The sequence below is a fragment of the Klebsiella ornithinolytica genome, from assembly GCF_030505655.1.
GTDB classification, from domain to species: Bacteria; Pseudomonadota; Gammaproteobacteria; order Enterobacterales; family Enterobacteriaceae; genus Klebsiella; species Klebsiella ornithinolytica.
Genome location: NZ_CP130153.1, coordinates 840,163 through 858,716, shown reverse-complemented (window position 1 = coordinate 858,716; position 18,554 = coordinate 840,163). Strand labels below are relative to the sequence as shown.

At 58.3% G+C, this 18,554-nt stretch carries 17 protein-coding genes and 1 other RNA gene; 7 read left to right on the top strand and 11 right to left on the bottom strand.

Annotated elements, in window-relative coordinates; translation table 11 throughout:
• The first annotated feature begins 7 nt into the window (after window positions 1–7).
• Genes Q1L34_RS04135 through Q1L34_RS04125 form a run of 3 tightly spaced genes read left to right on the top strand, consistent with a single transcriptional unit; the run spans window position 8 to window position 3,121 of the window.
• Complete coding sequence (locus Q1L34_RS04135) at window positions 8–2,017, top strand: protein-disulfide reductase DsbD family protein (protein WP_327204367.1); 2,010 nt, start codon at window positions 8–10, stop codon at window positions 2,015–2,017.
• 2 nt (window positions 2,018–2,019) lie between these two features.
• Window positions 2,020–2,631 carry a DsbA family protein gene (locus Q1L34_RS04130; protein WP_048024954.1) on the top strand — a complete coding sequence of 204 codons (612 nt, stop codon included), beginning with the start codon at window positions 2,020–2,022 and terminating at the stop codon, window positions 2,629–2,631.
• Window positions 2,621–3,121, top strand: a complete 501-nt coding sequence (locus Q1L34_RS04125) for a protein disulfide oxidoreductase (protein WP_015585778.1) — start codon at window positions 2,621–2,623, stop codon at window positions 3,119–3,121. The genes Q1L34_RS04130 and Q1L34_RS04125 overlap by 11 nt, the downstream gene beginning before the upstream one ends.
• A gap of 66 nt (window positions 3,122–3,187) precedes the next feature.
• Here the strand turns inward: Q1L34_RS04125 and Q1L34_RS04120 are convergent, their stop codons facing one another.
• From Q1L34_RS04120 to Q1L34_RS04085, 8 genes are all read right to left on the bottom strand, one after another.
• A complete protein-coding gene (locus Q1L34_RS04120; RefSeq protein ID WP_015585777.1) occupies window positions 3,188–3,931 on the bottom strand; it encodes an SDR family oxidoreductase in 744 nt (247 codons plus the stop codon).
• Between the two features lie 59 nt (window positions 3,932–3,990).
• A complete protein-coding gene (gcvP, locus tag Q1L34_RS04115; protein WP_327204366.1) occupies window positions 3,991–6,864 on the bottom strand; it encodes an aminomethyl-transferring glycine dehydrogenase in 2,874 nt (957 codons plus the stop codon).
• A 114-nt stretch (window positions 6,865–6,978) separates the two neighbouring features.
• Window positions 6,979–7,368: a glycine cleavage system protein GcvH gene (gene gcvH, locus Q1L34_RS04110; protein WP_004867393.1), complete on the bottom strand. Its 390-nt coding sequence runs from the start codon at window positions 7,366–7,368 to the stop codon at window positions 6,979–6,981.
• A gap of 24 nt (window positions 7,369–7,392) precedes the next feature.
• Window positions 7,393–8,487: a glycine cleavage system aminomethyltransferase GcvT gene (gene gcvT, locus Q1L34_RS04105; protein ID WP_015585775.1), complete on the bottom strand. Its 1,095-nt coding sequence runs from the start codon at window positions 8,485–8,487 to the stop codon at window positions 7,393–7,395.
• Window positions 8,488–8,922: 435 nt separating this feature from the next.
• The gene (ubiI, locus tag Q1L34_RS04100; protein WP_004867398.1) at window positions 8,923–10,125 is read right to left on the bottom strand and encodes an FAD-dependent 2-octaprenylphenol hydroxylase; all 1,203 of its coding nucleotides are present in this window, start codon (window positions 10,123–10,125) and stop codon (window positions 8,923–8,925) included.
• A gap of 10 nt (window positions 10,126–10,135) precedes the next feature.
• A complete protein-coding gene (gene ubiH / locus Q1L34_RS04095; RefSeq protein ID WP_032718227.1) occupies window positions 10,136–11,314 on the bottom strand; it encodes a 2-octaprenyl-6-methoxyphenyl hydroxylase in 1,179 nt (392 codons plus the stop codon).
• Window positions 11,311–12,627, bottom strand: a complete 1,317-nt coding sequence (gene pepP, locus Q1L34_RS04090) for a Xaa-Pro aminopeptidase (RefSeq protein WP_327204365.1) — start codon at window positions 12,625–12,627, stop codon at window positions 11,311–11,313. The genes ubiH and pepP overlap by 4 nt, the downstream gene beginning before the upstream one ends.
• A gap of 23 nt (window positions 12,628–12,650) precedes the next feature.
• Window positions 12,651–13,229 carry a YecA/YgfB family protein gene (locus Q1L34_RS04085; protein ID WP_015585772.1) on the bottom strand — a complete coding sequence of 193 codons (579 nt, stop codon included), beginning with the start codon at window positions 13,227–13,229 and terminating at the stop codon, window positions 12,651–12,653.
• A 166-nt stretch (window positions 13,230–13,395) separates the two neighbouring features.
• On the opposite strand from Q1L34_RS04085, the gene zapA reads away from it, so the two are divergent.
• The 3 genes from zapA to Q1L34_RS04070 all read left to right on the top strand — a co-directional run bounded on the left by zapA (window position 13,396) and on the right by Q1L34_RS04070 (window position 14,672).
• Complete coding sequence (gene zapA / locus Q1L34_RS04080) at window positions 13,396–13,725, top strand: cell division protein ZapA (protein WP_004867406.1); 330 nt, start codon at window positions 13,396–13,398, stop codon at window positions 13,723–13,725.
• A gap of 41 nt (window positions 13,726–13,766) precedes the next feature.
• Window positions 13,767–13,950, top strand: a non-coding RNA gene (gene ssrS, locus Q1L34_RS04075) — 6S RNA.
• Window positions 13,951–14,072: 122 nt separating this feature from the next.
• Window positions 14,073–14,672, top strand: coding sequence for a 5-formyltetrahydrofolate cyclo-ligase (locus Q1L34_RS04070; protein WP_015585771.1), 600 nt, complete (start codon window positions 14,073–14,075; stop codon window positions 14,670–14,672).
• Between the two features lies 1 nt (window position 14,673).
• Here Q1L34_RS04070 and Q1L34_RS04065 read toward each other — a convergent pair whose 3' ends face one another.
• From Q1L34_RS04065 to rpiA, 3 genes are all read right to left on the bottom strand, one after another.
• Window positions 14,674–15,288 carry a DUF2238 domain-containing protein gene (locus Q1L34_RS04065; RefSeq protein ID WP_032690801.1) on the bottom strand — a complete coding sequence of 205 codons (615 nt, stop codon included), beginning with the start codon at window positions 15,286–15,288 and terminating at the stop codon, window positions 14,674–14,676.
• Window positions 15,289–15,321: 33 nt separating this feature from the next.
• Window positions 15,322–16,554, bottom strand: coding sequence for a phosphoglycerate dehydrogenase (gene serA / locus Q1L34_RS04060; RefSeq protein WP_004867414.1), 1,233 nt, complete (start codon window positions 16,552–16,554; stop codon window positions 15,322–15,324).
• Between the two features lie 267 nt (window positions 16,555–16,821).
• A complete protein-coding gene (gene rpiA / locus Q1L34_RS04055) occupies window positions 16,822–17,481 on the bottom strand; it encodes a ribose-5-phosphate isomerase RpiA (protein WP_004867416.1) in 660 nt (219 codons plus the stop codon).
• 167 nt (window positions 17,482–17,648) lie between these two features.
• Here rpiA and argP point away from each other — a divergent pair, with 167 nt between their 5' ends.
• Window positions 17,649–18,542: a DNA-binding transcriptional regulator ArgP gene (argP, locus tag Q1L34_RS04050; protein WP_004867418.1), complete on the top strand. Its 894-nt coding sequence runs from the start codon at window positions 17,649–17,651 to the stop codon at window positions 18,540–18,542.
• The last annotated feature ends 12 nt before the right edge of the window (window positions 18,543–18,554 follow it).

The window sequence follows — 18,554 nt, the reverse complement described above, 5'->3', positions numbered from 1 at the left end:
AAAATTTATGCTTATGGTATTCAGGCGACTGCTGGTCTGCCTGCTTTGGCTATGGCTGCCCGTCAGCCAGGCCGCCGACAGCGGCTGGCTACGCGCCGCTGAGAATCAACACGCCAGCGTCCGGCTGCGCGCACAAAACGACGATAGCGGCACAACGCGCCTGCTGCTTGATGTGGCGCTGGAAAAAGGCTGGAAAACCTACTGGCGCTCCCCGGGGGAAGGCGGCATTGCGCCCGCTATCGCCTGGAAAACGCCGCTGGATATCACCTGGCACTGGCCAACGCCGCAGCGATTTGACGTCGCGGGAATCACCACCCAGGGCTACCACGGTAACGTCAGCTTTCCGCTGGAAATCCACGGACCGGTGCCGCAGATCTTAAGCGGCGTGCTGACACTTTCCACCTGTAGCAATGTCTGCATTCTGACCGACTATCCCTTTGCGCTGGATATGACCACCGCTGCGGGAGATGGCTTTGGCTATGATTTTACCCGCGCACTGGGCACGCTCCCGCGCCCGGACGGCCTGACGTCCCGGCTGACCTCGGCCTATGGCGGCGGAAAGCTCACGGTTACCGCCGTTCGCGAAGCCGGCTGGCGGCAGCCGTCGCTGTTTATCGACAGCATGGAGAATGTCGATTTCGGCAAACCCACCTTCTCACTGAACGGCGAGACGCTGGTCGCGCAGATCCCGGTCACCGACAGCTGGGGTGAGGCGGCACCTGACCTCAGCGGCAAACGTCTGTCGCTGGTCCTTGCCGACAGCGGTCTGGCGCAGGAGAGCACGTCGATCGTTAGCGAAGGCCTCCCGGCGCAGGCGCCGGCTTTATGGTGGGTCTTGCTGATGGCCCTTGCCGGCGGGCTGATTCTGAATGTTATGCCCTGCGTCCTGCCGGTACTGGCCATGAAACTCGGTTCGCTGGTGCAGACCGGGACGCGCGAGCGCGCAACCGTACGCCGGCAGTTTCTGGCCTCGGTTTGCGGCATCGTCGCGTCCTTTCTGGCGCTGGCGTTGATGATGACTCTGCTTCGCCTGGGGAATCAGGCGCTGGGCTGGGGTATTCAGTTTCAGAACCCATGGTTTATCGGCGCGATGGCGCTGGTGATGGTGCTGTTCAGCGCCAGCCTGCTGGGGCTGTTTGAGATTCGCCTCTCCTCCGGCACCAGTACATTTCTGGCGACCCGCGGCGGAAAGGGTCTGATGGGCCATTTCTGCCAGGGCGCTTTCGCAACGCTACTGGCCACGCCGTGCACGGCGCCGTTTCTCGGTACCGCTGTCTCGGTCGCACTGGTCGCGCCGCTGCCGCTGCTGTGGGGCATTTTCCTCGCCATGGGGGTCGGCATGAGTCTGCCGTGGCTGCTGGTTGCCGCCTGGCCAGGTCTCGCCCGGCATCTGCCGCGCCCCGGACGCTGGATGAACGTCCTGCGCGTGATACTCGGATTGATGATGCTGGGATCATCCGTATGGCTGCTCAGCCTGCTGACGGCGCATATCGGTCGGATACCGGTTATCGCCCTGACGGCGCTGCTGGCCCTCGCGCTGCTGCTGGCGACGCTCTGGCGCTATCGCTGGCGCACGACGCTGAAGGCTGGCGTGCTGACGTTAGCTGTCACCGGGGTCGTCGCTTTTCTGTCACCGCCTGACGGCCAGACATCGCGACGCGACCGCGTGAACTGGCAGCCGCTCAGCGAACAGGCGATTAGCGATGCGCTGGCAAGCAATAAGCGACTGTTTATTGACGTCACCGCCGACTGGTGCGTCACCTGCAAAGCCAATAAATACAACGTATTGTTGCGCGATGACGTTCAGAACGCCCTCTCTGAACCAGACGTGGTGGCCCTGCGCGGCGACTGGAGTCGCCCGTCGGCGGCGATCGGCCGCTTTCTGACCACTCGCGGCAGCGCCGCCGTTCCCTTCAATCAAATTTACGGACCGGGATTAGCCCAGGGCCGCGTGCTGTCTCCGCTGCTCAGCCGCGACGAACTCCTCGCCACTCTGTCCGATGCAAAAGGTCAATAATCATGAGAATCATCGCTGCACTCCTTCTGCTGTGCGTTTCAACCTTCAGCCTTGCCGCCCCGGCAGAACCCGCGGATGCCTCCGCCAACGACCAACTGGCAAAGCTGCTGTTTAACGATCCCGACAGCCCGCGGCTGGGCGCCAAAGCGCCGCGCCTGACTATCGTCTCGTTTACCGATTACAACTGCCCGTATTGTAAGCAGTTCGATCCGATGCTGGAGAAGATCGTTCACGATAACCCTGATGTCCTGCTGATTGTAAAACTGCTGCCGTTTAAGGGGCAAAGTTCGGTTAACGCCGCCAAAGCCGCGCTCTCCACATGGCGCCAGCAGCCGGATAAATTCTGGGCGCTGCATCAGCGGTTGATGGCCAAAAAGGGCTACCACGACAATGCGAGTATTCTCGCCGCGCAGCAAAAAACCGCGACCGATGGGGTGAAAACCGATGATAAAACAATGGACTCGCTGAAGATGAACCTGATTTTGTCTCAGGTGCTGAATATCCAGGGCACCCCGGCGACGATTATCGGCGATCAAATGGTCGCCGGCGCGATTCCTTATCAGGAGCTGGAGGGGCTGGTGAAAGAACAGCTGGCAAAAGCCGATGGTCAGTAAATTACGCCGCTGGCTGCGCGAGCTGATGATCCTGCTGCTGCTGGCCGGCGCGCTCATCGTGGGGATGGATTATCTGCGTCGGCCTGCGCTGCCGCCGAATCTGACGACTACACCGCTGCAGACGCTGGAGGGTAACGTGGTCGATCTGCACGCCATGAGCCAGCAGCGCCCGCTGCTGATCTACGTCTGGGCGACCTGGTGCGGAGTGTGCCGTTACACGACGCCATCCGTAGCGGCGCTGGCGAGCAACGGCGGCAATGTCATGACCGTCGCGCTCCGTTCCGGGGATGATGCCATGCTGTCCAACTGGCTGGCGCATAAGAAAATGGCGCTGCCCACGGTTAACGACCCCGACGGCGGACTTTCTCGCCAGTGGGGCGTTCAGGTCACGCCAACGCTTATCGTCATCTCTCGCGGCGAGGTTAAGTCGATCACCACCGGCTGGACCAGCGGTTGGGGAATGCGCCTGCGGCTGTGGCTGGCGTCATAACATCAGCTCGCAAAACGGCTGACCGGGAAGGGCGCACGTCGCCGCCCGGGACTCTCCGGCAGCGGACTATTTCCCACCGGCCAGTTCGAGAAAGCTTCCGGTCACATAGGAGGCTTTCTCGCTCAGTAGCCAGGCGATGGCCTGTGCGACCTCCTCCGGCTGCCCGCCGCGTTGCATCGGCAGCCCCGCTTTTACCCGATCCACGCGCCCAGGCTCGCCGCCGGAGGCGTGCATCTCAGTATAGATAAAGCCGGGACGCACGCCGTTAACGCGAATCCCCTGCGCCGCCACTTCCAGCGACAGTCCGGTGGTCAGCGTATCCACGGCCCCTTTCGAGGCGGCATAATCCACATATTCCCCCGGCGCCCCCAGACGCGATGCCGCCGATGAAACATTGACGATCGCCCCGCCTTTTCCGCCGTGCCGATATGACATCCGCTTCACCGCCTCCCGGCAACAGAGGAAATAGCCGGTGACATTAGTACTCAGCACCTGATTAATCCGCCCGGCGGTCAGGTTTTCCACGGTGCTTTGCGCAAACAGGATACCGGCGTTGTTAACCAACGCGGTCAGCGGCTCCTCAAGACGGTCGATCCCATCAAACATCGCCATGACCTGCGCCTCGTCGCTGATATCGGCCCCCAGCGCAACGGCTTTGCCGCCGAGGACGACAATCTCGTTGACCACCGCCATCGCCGCGCTAATGTTGTGATGATAGTTAACCACCACGGTATACCCTTCCTGTGCCAGCAGCAGCGCCGTCGCCTTACCTATTCCGCGGCTGGCGCCGGTAATCAGTGCTATCGCCATCCTCTCCCCCAAAAAATAAAGGCGCCGAAGCGCCTTTAAAAGATAGTCCAGTCAGTGAATTACTGGTATTCGCTCATCGGTACGCAGGAGCAGAACAGATTACGGTCACCGTAGACATCGTCCAGACGCTTCACCGTCGGCCAGTATTTATTCGCCAGACCGGCCGGGAATACCGCCAGCTCACGGGTATACGGATGATGCCATTCCGCCACCAGCTCTCCCTGGGTATGCGGGGCGTTCACCAGCGGGTTATCTTCCAGCGGCCACTCGCCCGCTTTCACGCGGTCGATTTCCCCACGAATCGCCAGCATCGCGTCGATGAAGCGGTCCAGCTCGACTTTGCTTTCTGATTCCGTCGGCTCAACCATCAGCGTACCGGCCACCGGGAAGGACATCGTCGGTGCGTGGAAGCCGAAGTCGATCAGACGCTTGGCAATATCCAGCTCGCTGATGCCGGTCTCTTCTTTCAGAGGACGAATATCCAGAATACATTCGTGCGCCACGCGACCGTCGCGACCGGTGTAAAGCACCGGGAACGCCTCTTTCAGACGAGTAGCGATGTAGTTGGCATTGAGGATGGCCACCTGGCTCGCCTGTTTCAGCCCTTCGGCGCCCATCATGCGGATATACATCCAGCTGATTGGCAGAATGGAAGCGCTGCCGAACGGTGCGGCAGAAACCGCGCCCTGACGGGTCAACATCCCTTCGATCTGTACCACGCTATGGCCCGGAACAAACGGCGACAGATGCGCTTTGACGCCGATCGGCCCCATACCCGGACCGCCGCCGCCATGCGGGATGCAGAAGGTTTTGTGCAGGTTAAGGTGCGAGACGTCCGCGCCGATAAAGCCCGGAGAAGTAATACCAACCTGGGCGTTCATGTTAGCGCCGTCGAGGTAAACCTGACCGCCGAACTGATGCACGATTTCGCACACTTCGCGGATCGTCTCTTCATACACGCCGTGCGTTGACGGGTAGGTCACCATGATGCAGGAGAGGTTCTCACCCGCCTGCTCCGCCTTGAGACGCAGATCCGCGAGATCGATGTTGCCGTTTTTATCACAGGCCACGACCACCACCTGCATGCCGGCCATCTGTGCCGACGCCGGGTTGGTGCCGTGCGCAGAACTTGGGATCAGGCAGATATCACGATGGCCTTCATTGCGGCTTTCGTGGTAATGGCGAATAGCCAGCAGGCCCGCGTACTCGCCCTGTGCGCCGGAGTTTGGCTGCATGCAGACGGCGTCGTAACCGGTCAGTTTTACCAGCCAGTCGGAGAGCTGGGCGATCATCTGATGATAACCTTCCGCCTGCTCTGCCGGGCAGAACGGGTGCAGCTCGGCAAACTCAGGCCAGGTGATCGGGATCATTTCCGCCGCGGCGTTGAGCTTCATGGTGCAGGATCCCAGCGGGATCATCGCCTGATTCAGCGCCAGATCTTTACGCTCCAGCGAGTGCATGTAGCGCATCATCTCGGTTTCGCTGTGGTAGCGATTGAACACCGGGTGCGTCAGGATCGCATCGTTACGCAGCATGCTTTCCGGGATCGAGCGGCTGTCGAGGGCCACGTCTTTATCCAGGGCATCGATATCCAGGCCGTGGTCGTCGCCAATAATAGCGCGGAACAGGTTCAGCACATCTTCGCGGGTTGTCGCTTCGTCAAGAGTGATGCCAACGGCGTTATGGATGTCGCTGCGCAGGTTAATTTCCAGCGCTTCGGCGCGTGCCAGCACCGCCGCTTTGTCGACCACGTCCACACACAGGGTGTCGAAGTAGTGAGCGTGGCGCAGCTTGAGCCCTTTTTTCTGCAGCCCGTCGGCCAGAATATCGGTCAGTCGGTGGATGCGGCTGGCGATGCGCTTCAGGCCCTCTGGCCCGTGGAACACCGCGTACAGGCTGGCGATATTTGCCAGCAGTACCTGGGAAGTACAAATATTGGAGTTCGCTTTCTCGCGACGGATATGCTGTTCGCGGGTCTGCATCGCCATACGCAGCGCGGTGTTACCGGCGGCATCTTTTGATACGCCGATAATACGGCCCGGCATCGAGCGTTTAAATTCATCTTTTGCGGCAAAGAAGGCCGCATGCGGACCGCCGTAGCCCATCGGCACGCCAAAACGCTGGGCGGAGCCGAAGACGATATCAGCCCCCTGTTTGCCCGGTGCGGTCAACAGAACCAGCGTCATGAAGTCCGCGGCGACGCTGACCACGACTTTGCGTGCTTTCAGATCGGCGATCAGCTTGCTGTAGTCATGAATTTCGCCGGTGGTACCCACCTGCTGCAGCAGCACGCCGAAAACGTCCTGATGGTCGAGCGCTTTTTCCGCCTCATCAACGATGACGTCAAAGCCAAAGGTTGCGGCGCGGGTGCGCACCACATCCAGGGTCTGCGGATGTACATCGGCGGCAACGAAGAAGCGGTTCGCATTCTTCAGTTTGCTGACGCGTTTGGCCATCGCCATCGCTTCAGCGCCGGCGGTCGCCTCATCCAGCAGTGACGCGGAGGCGATATCCAGCCCGGTCAGATCGAGGGTCACCTGCTGGAAATTCAGCAGTGATTCCAGGCGGCCCTGGGAAACTTCCGGCTGGTAAGGGGTGTAAGCGGTATACCAACCCGGATTTTCCAGCATATTGCGCTGAATAACCGGCGGCAGCTGCACGGCGGTGTAACCCATGCCGATGTAAGACTTGAAGCGCTTGTTGCGACCGGCGATCGCCTTCAGTTCCGCCAGCGCGGCGAATTCGGTAGTCGCGTCACCCACCTGCGGGGGTGTCGCCAGCTGAATATCCTGCGGCACAATCTGGCCAATCAGGGCGTTAAGCGAATCGGCGCCGACGGTGTTCAGCATCTCCTGCTGTTGCTGAGCATCCGGACCGATGTGACGTTCAATAAAGGCGCCGCGGTTTTCAAGCTGACCTAAAGTCTGAGTCATGAGCGATGGTTCCTGAAACGTGCAGTGAATCGTATGTGTCTTTACTTACCTGAACAGGCAAAAATCATTCACGCTGCCGGCAGCAGATGCCCGCAGCGTGAAGGGGCAAGATATTTACTCGTTTTCCAGCAGCGCCGCATAGGCGTCCGCGTCAAGCAGAGCCGCAACCTGCGCTTCATCGCTGGCCTTAATTTTAAAGATCCAGCCGTCCGCGTACGGGTCGCTGTTCACCAGCTCCGGAGAGTCGTTGAGCTCTTCGTTCACCGCCACAATCTCGCCGCTAATCGGGGCATAAATATCCGAAGCAGCTTTCACCGACTCGGCAACCGCGCAGTCGTCACCCGCTTCAACGGTTGCGCCAACGTCCGGCAGATCGACGAAAACCATATCGCCAAGCAGTTCCTGGGCATGTTCGGTGATCCCGACGGTGTAGGTGCCGTCAGCTTCTTTGCGCAGCCATTCGTGTTCTTTACTGTATTTCAGTTCTGCTGGTACGTTGCTCATCAATTAATCTCCAAAAAGGGGGAATCACACCACGGCTTTGCCGTTGCGTACAAAAACAGGTTTAGTCACTTTTACCGGCATTTCGCGGTTGCGAATCTGCACAATGGCCGTCTCGCCGATACCGGCCGGTACGCGCGCCAGCGCGATACTGTAGCCCAGCGTCGGGGAGAAGGTGCCGCTGGTGATAATACCTTCTTTCTGATTACCGTCTGCATCGCTAAAGCGCACCGGCAAACCGCCGCGCAGGACGCCTTTCTCGGTCATCACCAGACCCACCAGCTGCTCGGTACCTTTTTCACGCTGCAGCTCCAGCGCTTCGCGGCCGATGAACGCGCGATCTGCCGGTTCCCAGGCAATGGTCCAGCCCATATTTGCAGCCAGCGGAGAGATGCTTTCATCCATCTCCTGGCCATACAGGTTCATCCCCGCTTCCAGACGCAAGGTATCGCGAGCGCCCAGACCGCACGGCTTCACGCCTGCATCCAGCAGGCCACGCCAGAAATCAGCAGCCTGCTCATTCGGCATGGCGATTTCGTACCCGGCTTCACCGGTATAACCGGTGGTCGCAATAAACAGATCGCCGGCCTGCACGCCAAAGAACGGTTTCATCCCTTCTACGGCCTGACGCTGTGCGTCGGTGAACAGGGTTGCCGCTTTCGCTTTCGCCTGTGGCCCCTGTACGGCAATCAGCGAAAGATCGTCACGGACGGTCATTTCAAGACCATAGGGTTCAGCCTGTTGAGTAATCCAGGCGAGGTCTTTTTCACGGGTGGCGGAGTTAACAACGAGGCGGAAATAATCTTCGGTAAGGAAATAGACAATCAGGTCATCGATGACGCCGGCTGATGCGGTAAGCATACCGGTATACAGCGCTTTGCCGGGTACCGTCAGCTTCGCGACATCGTTAGCCAGCAGATAGCGCAGAAACTCCCGGATGCGGCTGCCGTGGAAGTCGACGATGGTCATGTGCGAGACATCGAACATACCGGCGTCGCCCCGCACCGCGTGGTGCTCATCAATCTGGGAACCGTAATGTAGCGGCATCATCCAGCCATGGAAGTCCACCATGCGAGCGCCGCACAGCGTGTGTTGTTCATACAACGGAGTCTGTTGAGCCATCTTTTCCTCATCGAATAAAACGGAACCCGCTACTGGGTTGGGCGATGTCATTGGGGCGATTTCGCACCACGAAATCCGCCGTCGGCGCCATCTCCGGGCACCGACGCAAACGTTCTCTTTTGCCTGAACTTACCACCGAACCCGGCGCTAAACCATAAGCTAAATCAGGACATCACATTAGCTTATGACTAAAAGTCGCCAAAAAGACTACAGAGTTATTGACTGGAAAAAAGCGATTTATGCCACATAAAATTAACATCATGGCCTGATATTACCGAGCATGATGGTATTTTATGCGAAAAAAGAGGCCTGTTTTCTGTTGCAAAAAAAGAGAGGCATTAATAAAACTAATGCGAAAAAATGGGTGAGATTAGATTATTTCAAATGAGAGGAGAAAACCCGGCGCCGGGGCCGGGAGAGAGAAGTGTGACGCGCTTAACGTAACCAGGCAGGAAGATCGTTTAAGCCCATGGCCTGGCGAATCAACTGCGGTTTGACGCCCGGTAGCGTATCCGCCAGTTTGAGGCCAATATCGCGCAGCAGTTTCTTCGCCGGGTGGCTGCCAGAGAACATTTCGCGGAAGCCCTGCATCCCCGCCAGCATCAGCGCGGCGCTGTGCTTACGGCTACGTTCATAGCGACGCAGATACAGGTACTGACCAATATCCTTGCCCTGCGCATGCAGACGACGGAGTTCATCGATCAGTTCCGCTGCATCCATAAAGCCCAGATTTACCCCCTGGCCGGCCAGCGGGTGGATAGTGTGCGCGGCATCGCCAACCAGCGCCAGACGATGCGCGGCGAACTGGCGCGCGTAGCGACCGGTCAACGGGAAAGTCTGACGCTCGCTTGCAAGCTGGCACAGGCCAAGCCGGTTATCGAAGGCAATATTCAGCGCCTGATTAAACACCGCCTCGTCGGCCAGCTGCATCCGCTGTGCTTCCTGCGGCGACAGCGACCAGACGATCGAACACAGATGCGGATCGTTCAGCGGCAGAAACGCCAGAATGCCGTCGCCGTGAAACGCCTGACGGGCAATCGCCTGATGCGGTTCTTCGGTTCGGATAGTGGCAACCAGCGCATGATGGCGGTAGTCCCAGAACGTCAGCGGTATATCCGCTTTGTTGCGCAACCAGGAGTTTGCTCCGTCGGCGCCGACCACCAGCCTGGCGGTCAGCATCTTGCCATCCTGCAAGCTGAGAAATGCTTCGTTTTCTCCCCACGCCACCTGCTGCAGCTGAGCCGGGGCCAGCAGCGTGACGTCGGCGCAACGCTGCGCCTTTTGCCACAGCGCATGATGAACGATCGCATTTTCAATAATATGGCCAAGGTGGCTGAAGCCCATACTCTGGTCATCAAAGCTGATGTGGCCAAAGCTGTCCTTATCCCACACTTCCATACCGTGATAACAGCTGGCGCGCCGGGCGATAATCTCCGGCCAGACATCCAGCCGGGTCAGCAGTTTTTCGCTGGCGGCGTTAATGGCTGATACCCGCAGCGCCGGCGGCGCATCGGCGTTTAACGGCTGCGGCTCGGCTTGTTCCAGCACCGCAACCCGCAGCCCGCTCCCCTGCAAACCGCAGGCTACCGCCAGGCCCACCATGCCACCGCCAACAATGGCAACATCAACACTTTGCACGTTCAACTCCTTAACGAGGAACCCAACCAAGGGTACGCTGCGCCAGCGCGTCACGCGCCGGGGTAAATAATTCCATCGCCATCAGACCCACGTTACGCCCCGCCACCAGCGGCGCCCAACGATTAGCAAACAGATGCACCAGCCCATCGGTCACGCCGATAGTCGCGGCCTTATCATCCGCTCGCCGCGCCTGATAGTGACAAAGAAGTGAGTAATCGCCGGGGTCCTGCCCGTTAGCGCAGGCCTGCGCCAGCGTTTCCGCCAGGCTCATCACATCCCGCAGACCGAGATTAAAGCCCTGCCCGGCGATGGGATGCAGCGTCTGCGCCGCATTACCGACCAGTGCCAGGCGATGGGAAACCGGGCGCATAGCGGTGGTCAACGTCAAGGGATAAACGCTGCGCTTCCCGGCATGCGTGATGCGCCCCAGCCGCCAGCCAAATGCCTGCTGCAGCTGCTCGCAAAATTGCGCATCGGACCAACCCAGGACCTCATCGCGCCGCGACTGCGGGTGACACCATACCAACGAACAGCGTCCGTGTGACATCGGCAGCATGGCCAGCGGACCATGTTCGGTGAAGCGTTCAAAGGCACGCCCTTCATGGGGCAACGCCGTGCTGACGTTGGCAATAATCGCCAGCTGCTCGTAAGGCTGCTGCTGCCAGCTCATGCCGCAGCGGGCGCCCAGCGTGGAGCGCGAACCATCGGCGGCAACCAGCAGCCGGCCTTCGATCGTCTCGCCGCTATCCAGGGTGATGCTGACTCCCTCCTGCCACCGGGTGACGTCTTCGACTTTCGCCGGGCAGTGTAAGGTAATGCCCGGCGCTTCGCGCAGTTGCGCAAACAATCGCTGGCCGATATCGTGCAATTCTACCACCTGGCCAAGCGCCGCCAGGCCGTAATCCTGCGCATCAAGGGTCACGAATCCCGCATGTCCGCGGTCGCTGACGTGAACACGCTGAATCGGCGTCGCGCAATCGGCAATGCCTTGCCAGATGCCGGTACGCGCCAGCTGCTGGCAGGTCCCCGCCGCCAGCGCAATCGCGCGGGCATCAAACCCCGGATGCAGCGACGAATCCGGCTGCGCCGCCTCGACCAGATGTACCGGCAGCGCGCCGTGGGTTAAGCGCGAGATTGCTAACGCCAGGGTTGCCCCGGTCATCCCCCCGCCAACGATCAGGATGCTCATGACCGCCGCGCCGCCGCCATCAGCGCCTCAATATCGTCGGCTTTTTTCACCACGCCGGCGGTGAGGTTTTCGTTGCCGTCTTCGGTAATGACGATATCGTCTTCAATACGCACGCCGATGCCGCGATACTGTGGCGGCACGTCGGCGTCGGCGGCAATATAGAGACCCGGTTCAACGGTCAATACCATGCCCGGCTCAAGGAGACGCGAGCGATCGACATCGTAGCGGCCAACATCATGGACATCGAGTCCCAGCCAGTGGCTCAGACCATGCATAAAGTATGGACGGTGGGCGTTGTTCTCCATCAGCTCGTCAACCTCCCCTTTCAGGATGCCGAGGCGCACCAGACCGGTGATCATAATGCGCACCACCTGCTGGTTAACCTGCTGAATGGAGGTGCCAGGACGGTAAAGCTCCAGCGCGGTTTCCAGCGACTCGAGGACAATATCGTAAATCTCGCGCTGCGCCGGGCTGAATTTCCCGTTTACCGGGAAGGTGCGGGTGATATCGCCCGCATAGCCGCGGTATTCACAGCCGGCGTCAATCAGCACCAAATCGCCATCGCGCAGCTCGGATTCGTTTTCCGTGTAATGGAGAATACAGCCGTTTTCCCCACCGCCCACGATGGTGTTATAGGAGGGGAAACGGGCGCCGTGGCGGTTGAATTCATGCAGAATTTCCCCTTCCAGCTGGTATTCGAACATGCCCGGACGGCATTTCTGCATTGCGCGGGTATGAGCCAGCGCGGAAATTTCACCAGCGCGGCGCATCACCTCCAGCTCTTCCGGCGATTTAAACAGGCGCATCTCATGCACCATCGGCCGCCAGTCAATCACAGAGCCGGGCGCCTGCAGATTCTGGCGCCCGCCTTTACGCAGTTTTTCCAGCGCGTTGAAGACGATTTTGTCAGCGTAGGCATATTCGCCCTGGGCAAAATAGATCGCATCGAGGCCGTTAAGCAGCTGGAACAGCTGCTGGTTAATTTCGCTGAACGCCAGAGCGCGGTCGACGCCCAGCTTCGATGGCGCGGCCTCCTGTCCCAGACGACGGCCGAACCAGATCTCTGCGGTCAGATCGCGGACGCGGTTAAACAGCACGCTATGGTTGTGGGTGTCGTCGCTTTTAATCAACACCAGCAGGGCTTCCGGCTCATTAAATCCCGTGAAGTACCAAAAATCGCTGTTCTGCCGGTAGGGGTATTCTGAATCTGCGCTGCGGACCGCTTCCGGTGCGGCGAAAATCAGCGCGGCGCTGCCTGGCTGCATCTGCGCCAGCAATGCCTGGCGACGAGAAAGAAATTCCTGCTGTGTCATGACGCCCCCTCAACAAATTATCATTAGTGTAATGTTGGCTTGCGAACTTCCGGTGCGGTTGGCTGCTGGCGAGAAAAGGTTTCGTGGCACAGCAGCGCAGCGACGCGCACGTACTCGATAATCTCTTCCAACGACATCTCCAGCTCTTCCTGATCTTCGTCTTCGTCGTACCCCAGTTGCGCAATGTTACGCAGGTCGTCGATAGCTTCGCCGGTTTCGTCTTTGATTTTATCCAGTTTAGGCTGCGTGACGCCCAGACCGAGCAGGAAATGGTTAACCCAACCGGCCAGCGCGTCGGCGCGTTCAAACACGCTTACCGCGTCACCTTCCGGTAAATAGAGCTGAAACAAGAAACCGTCGTCTTCCAGCGAGTCGCTGGTCACGGAATGTATGGTGCGCAGAGACTCGGCCAGCTCGTGACCAAATGCGAGGCCTTCGTTAGTCAGGTCGTGCACCAGCGGTTGCCAGCTGCTGTCTTTATTGCCGCCGCACAGGATCCCACTGATCAAACCGTGCATTTCGGCCGGGGTTAAGCCCACGCCCTGTTGGTTCAGTAACTGGTCTACGGCGTTGTAACCAGGCATTTCGTTCTGTATAGACATGCGCATTCGTCATCGTTGGGAGGAATATTCATGGTATGCTACCACTTTGGACCCTGGTGAACCAGAATAGGGCTTGTACCTTCGCACCAGGGTAGCTATAGTGTCGCCCCTTTGCAGTCCCGGATTCGGGCGTGAAGGCCGCGCAGTCAATCAGCAGGAAGGTGGCATGTCTGCACAACCCGTCGATCTCCAAATTTTTGGCCGTTCACTCCGCGTGAATTGCCCGCCTGAACAAAGGGATGCCTTGAATCAGGCAGCTGATGACCTGAATCAGCGGTTGCAAGATTTAAAAGAACGCACTAGAGTCACAAATACTGAGCAGCTGGTCTTCATCGCCGCGTTGAACATCAGCTATGAGTTGACTCAGGAAAAAGCGAAAACCCGCGATTACGCCTCCAGCATGGAACAGCGTATTCGGATGCTTCAGCAGACCATCGAACAAGCGTTGCTTGAGCAAGGTCGCATAAGCGAAAGAACCGGGCCGAAGTTTGAATAACACTTTGCAATTAACTGTGTTAGAGTAAGCGCAAGAACAAAATTTCTCTGAGATGTTTGCAAGCGGGCCAGTCCCCTGAGCCGATATTTCATACCACAAGAATGTGGCGCTCCATGGTTGGTGAGCATGCTCGGTCCGTCCGAGAAGCCTTAAAACTGTGACGACGCATTCACCTTGAACCAAGGGTTCAAGGGTTACAGCCTGCGGCGGCATCTCGGAGATTCCCTTCTTTTCAGTTCCATCCCTCGTGGCTTCCTTTTCGGTTTTTATCACCTTGTGTATTACACTACGCCAACATGCAACTGACCCACGTATTACCGTGCTCATGCTAAATCAGGCGACCCGTCATGACTCAACTTTCTGACACGCAAACTACCCGACAGCGGATTCGTCAACAGATTCGCCAGCAACGCCGCGCGCTGACGGCAGAACAGCAGGCGCAGTTCGCCCGACAGGGTGCCGATCGCGTGATGGCATACCCGCCCGTCGCACAGGCGCAAACCGTCGCTCTGTTTCTGTCATTTGATGGCGAACTCGATACCCGACCGCTGATCGATCGGCTGTGGCAGGCCGGCAAGCAGGTTTATCTGCCCGTACTCCACCCGTTCAGCCCGGGAAATCTGCTGTTTTTGCACTATCACCCGCGTAGTGAACTGGTGACCAACCGGCTGAAAATCGACGAGCCGAAGCTCGATGTACGCGACGTCCTGCCGCTAAGCCAGCTCGATGTACTGATAGTCCCGCTGGTTGCCTTTGATGTCGCCGGACAGCGGCTGGGAATGGGAGGCGGCTTCTACGACAGAACATTGCAGAACTGGCAGGATTATTCCCTGCAGCCTGTTGGCTATGCCCACGATTGCCAGCAGGTCGACGCGCTGCCAACCGAGCACTGGGATATTCCGCTGCCCGCGGTGATTACTCCCTCGGCGCTGTGGCAGTGGCCGTAAGCTAAGGCGTCCCGAGCTTCTTCAGTTGCCGGTTATGCCATCCGCTCAGTAACAAGATCGTCGTCAGCGCCCCCAGCAGCGCGCAGAACATATCCGACTGCGTGTCCCACGGATCGCCCTGGGTGCCGAGAAAATCATCCGCCCCTTGCCCCATCGCCAGTGCCGCCCACCATTCGATAAGCTCGTAGGTGGCGCTGATCGCCAGCGCAATGCAGCACACCAGAAATGAAAGCATCTTGCGCCCGCGCACATAGCCGCCGCGCAGTAGAATTTCCCGCGCCGCCAGCGCCGGAACCAACCCCTGGAAAAAGTGGCCAAGCTTATCGTACGGGTTACGACTTAAATTCAGCCACGCCTGCACATCAAATCCAATCGGTACTTTCGCATACGTATACATTCCCCCTACCATCAAAATAATGGCGTGGAAGAAGATAAGCGTGTAGAGAAGCGGCGTGAGCGGGTAGCGTGAACGCGTCACAAGCAGCAGCGGAACGATGATAATGACCGGCGTCACTTCCATCAGCCAGGTGAGGCTATCGTGGGTGCCCAACCCCGTCCATGCCAGGATCAGCAGCAGCAGGAAGACACCGGTATTCTGTAGCGATGTGCTCATCATTTAAAGGGATCCCCGCAGGGATCCTTTCGTCAATCAGAACAGCAGACGAGCGCGGATGGTGCCCGGGATCGCCTTCATGGCCTGCAGCGCCTGCTGAGCCACATCTTCTTCGGCCTCAATATCAATAACCACGTAGCCCATCTGCGGCGTGGTTTGCAGATACTGTGCAGCAATGTTGATGCTCTGTGCGGCAAAGATCTGGTTGATAGCGGTCAGCACGCCCGGGCGGTTTTCGTGGATGTGCAGCAAACGACGACCGCCGTGCAGCGGCAGCGACACTTCCGGGAAGTTCACCGCAGAGAGGGTCGAACCGTTATCGGAATACTTCGCCAGCTTACCGGCCACTTCCAGACCGATATTCTCCTGCGCTTCCTGAGTGGAACCGCCGATGTGCGGCGTCAGGATCACGTTGTCAAACTCACACAGCGGCGAGCTGAACGGATCGCTGTTGGTCGCTGGTTCGGTCGGGAAGACGTCAATCGCGGCCCCCGCCAGGTGCTTACGCGCCAGCGCATCGCACAGCGCCGGAATATCCACGACCGTACCGCGCGAGGCGTTGATCAGCAGCGCGCCTGGCTTCATCAGCGCCAGCTCTTCTACGCCCATCATATTTTTGGTGGAGGCGTTTTCCGGCACATGCAGACTGACCACATCGCTCATATTCAGCAGGTCAGAGAGGTGCTGGACCTGAGTAGCATTGCCCAGCGGCAGTTTGCTTTCGATATCATAGAAATAGACGTGCATCCCCAGAGATTCAGCCAGAATACCCAGCTGCGTGCCGATGTGCCCGTAGCCGATAATCCCCAGTTTTTTACCACGCGCTTCAAAACTGCCGACCGCCAGCTTGTTCCACACGCCGCGGTGCGCTTTCGCGTTGGCTTCCGGTACGCCGCGCAGCATCAGCAGCAGTTCGCCAATGACCAGCTCGGCAACGGAACGGGTATTTGAGAATGGCGCGTTGAAAACGGGAATCCCGCGTTTCGCTGCCGCGTCTAAATCAACCTGGTTGGTGCCGATACAGAAACAGCCGACCGCCACCAGTTTTTCCGCAGCGGCGAAGATCTCTTCCGTCAGATGAGTACGGGAACGCAGGCCAATGAAATGGGCATCACGGATCGACGCTTTCAGCTCTTCGCTGTCCAGCGCGCCTTTATGAAATTCGATGTTGGTGTAACCTGCCGCGCGAAGATTCTCCACCGCTTTTTGATGCACACCTTCAACCAGCAGAAACTTAATTTTGTCTTTTTCCAGTGATACCTTAGCCATTTCCCCGTCCTGTTTTGTCTTATCTGATGTCGTGCCGAACGAAAGTTCTTCTCAGCAACATATCAAAAAAAACTATCGCGGCAATATGAACGTTTGCGTCGACGACCTGAAGAAATATCACACAGAGGGAAATGGCAGGACAAAACACCAGAAAGAAAAGAAAAGGTAGATTGTTACTAAGGCTGACCGCATAAATGTGACAGAAGTCACCAAATTTGGCCTGGAGAAAAAATATTTGCGAGGGAGCCATTCGCTCCCCCGATAATATTATTTTACGATGGTTTTTACGCCATCGGCGGTTCCAATCAGTGCCACATCCGCGCCGCGGTTGGCAAACAGGCCGACGGTGACGACGCCAGGAATACCGTTAATTTTGTTTTCCAGCGCGATGGCATCAAGAATTTCCAGGCCGAACACGTCAAGAATCACGTTACCGTTATCGGTCACCACCCCCTGGCGATACTCCGGACGGCCGCCCAGCTTCACCAGCTCGCGCGCGACGGCGCTACGCGCCATCGGAATGACTTCAACCGGCAGCGGGAATTTGCCCAGAATATCCACCTGCTTGGAGGCATCGGCGATGCAGATAAACTTGTCTGCTACCGAGGCGATAATCTTTTCACGTGTTAACGCCGCCCCACCGCCTTTGATCATCTGCATATGGCCGTTAATCTCGTCGGCGCCATCAACATAGATCCCCAGGCGGTCCACGCTGTTCAGATCGAAAACCGGAATGCCGAGGCTTTTCAGTTTTTCGGTGGAGGCATCAGAGCTGGAAACAGCGCCTTCAATCTGCCCTTTCATGGTGCCCAGCGCATCGATAAAATGCGCGGCCGTGGAACCCGTACCGACACCGACAATGGTGCCCGGTTGTACATACTGCAATGCCGCCCAGCCTACTGCTTTTTTCAGTTCATCTTGCGTCATGATTATGGTCCGAGATGTGAATACCTGTGGCGCATTATAGAACACCGGGGGGGGAATTGTCCCTGCGGCAGGGTCACACAACTGAACAGACCATTTTTCATCTTCATCAAAAACGAATTTATGTCATAGTGCGAGTTAATGAAAAGTGATAGGGGTACGCCAGAATAATGAAACGACCGGACTACAGAACACTACAGGCGCTGGATGCGGTAATAAGAGAACGTGGGTTTGAGCGCGCCGCGCAGAAGCTCTGCATTACACAGTCCGCCGTCTCTCAGCGTATTAAACAGCTGGAAAATATGTTCGGCCAACCGCTGCTGGTCCGTACCGTGCCGCCGCGTCCGACCGAACAAGGACAGAAACTGCTGGCCCTGCTGCGTCAGGTTGAGCTGCTGGAAGAGGAGTGGCTGGGCGATGAACAGACCGGATCGACGCCGCTGCTGCTGTCGCTGGCGGTCAACGCCGACAGTCTGGCCACCTGGCTGCTGCCCGCGCTGTCTAACGTCCTTTCCGACTCCCCTATCCGCCTCAATCTGCAGGTGGAAGATGAAACGCGTACTCAGGAACGCTTACGCCGCGGTGAAGTGGTCGGTGCAGTGAGTATCCAGCCGCAGGCGTTGCCGAGCTGCCTGGTGGATCAACTCGGGGCGCTGGACTATCTGTTCGTCGCCTCGAAAGAGTTTGCGCAACGCTATTTCCCTAATGGCGTAACCCGCTCGGCGCTGCTGAAAGCGCCGGTTGTCGCGTTCGATCATCTGGATGATATGCATCAGGCGTTTTTACAGCAGAACTTCGATTTGCCGCCGGGCAGCGTCCCGTGCCATATCGTTAACTCTTCGGAAGCCTTTGTACAGCTGGCGCGCCAGGGCACGACCTGCTGCATGATCCCGCATCTGCAGATTGAAAAAGAGCTCAACAGCGGCGAGCTTATCGACCTCACGCCGGGACTGTTTCAGCGTCGGATGCTCTACTGGCATCGCTTCGCGCCGGAAAGCCGGATGATGCGCCGGGTCACCGACGCACTGATCGATTACGGCCACAAGGTGCTGCGTCAGGACTAAGCGCTGGCGATA